The following is a 1,127-nucleotide window of genomic DNA, read 5'->3' as shown; positions in this document are numbered from 1 at the left end:
GGTGACGACCCCAACACCTCCGAGCGGGCGCGCGACGTCGTCTTCGCCATCCACGGCGGCGCCGGCACGCTCAAGCGCGAGGACATGTCCCCCGAGCTGGAGCGGGAGTACCGGGCCAAGCTCACCGAGGCCGTCCGGACCGGGCAGCAGGCGCTGGCGGACGGGGAGTCCAGCGTCGCGGCCGTCGAGGCGGCGATCAACGTGCTGGAGGACTCACCGCTGTTCAACGCCGGCAAGGGCGCGGTGTTCACCACCGACGCGGAGAACGAACTGGACGCCGCCGTCATGGACGGCGCGACCCTGGACACCGGCGCGGTCACCGGGGTGACCCACATCAAGAACCCGATCTCCCTGGCACGGGAGATGATGGAGCACTCCCGGCACGTGCTGATGAGCGGCGAGGGCGCGGAGCGCTTCGCGCAGCACCGCGGCATGGACCTGGTGACCCAGGACTACTTCTTCACCGAGCGGCGCTGGGAGTCCCTGATGGCCGCCAAGGGCGGCGAGTCGGACTTCGACTTCGGCGAGACGGGCACGGTCGGCGCCGTGGGCATCGACGGCAACGGCGACCTGGCCGCCGGCACGTCGACGGGCGGCCTGACGAACAAGCCCGTCGGCCGCATCGGCGACTCCCCGATCGTCGGCGCGGGCACGTACGCGAAGAACGGGAACATCGCGGCCTCCGCGACCGGCACCGGCGAGCTGTTCATCCGCGAGGCCGTCACGCACACCATCTCCGCGCAGGTCGAGTACCTGGGCCGGTCGGTGTCCAAGGCGGCCGGGGCGGCGATCGACAGGACCGAGGCGCTCGGCGGCGACGACACCGGCGGGGTGATCGCGCTGGACTCCCGCAAGAACCTCGCGTTCACCTTCAACACCTCGGGCATGTACCGCGGTTACGCCACCGCGGACGGCGAGATCGTCGTCAGGATCTTCGCCGACGAGTGACGGCAGGGGCGGCGGGGGTCTTGTCTCCCGCCGCCCGCTGCACCAGCCTGGTGCCCGCCGTGCCGGCCGCGGCCGGTCCCCGCGACGGCCCCGGACGGCGCGACCCCCCACCGGCCAGGAGGCTTCCGTGCGCCAGGGCACACATCCGACACCTCACCCCCACCCCCGCCGCCGTCCCC

1 protein-coding gene is annotated in these 1,127 nt (G+C 72.7%); it reads left to right on the top strand.

Going from position 1 to position 1,127, the window contains the following annotated elements; genetic code table 11:
• Positions 1-948: isoaspartyl peptidase/L-asparaginase family protein (locus tag H5J30_RS34870; RefSeq protein WP_220189637.1), on the top strand; the 948-nt coding region annotated here is incomplete at its 5' end.
• Between the last annotated feature and the right edge of the window lie 179 nt (positions 949-1,127).

Origin of the sequence: Streptomyces phytophilus (genome assembly GCF_013870535.1) — a bacterium.
GTDB classification, from domain to species: domain Bacteria; phylum Actinomycetota; class Actinomycetes; order Streptomycetales; family Streptomycetaceae; genus Streptomyces; species Streptomyces phytophilus.
This window is presented reverse-complemented; position numbering and strand designations above follow the sequence as displayed.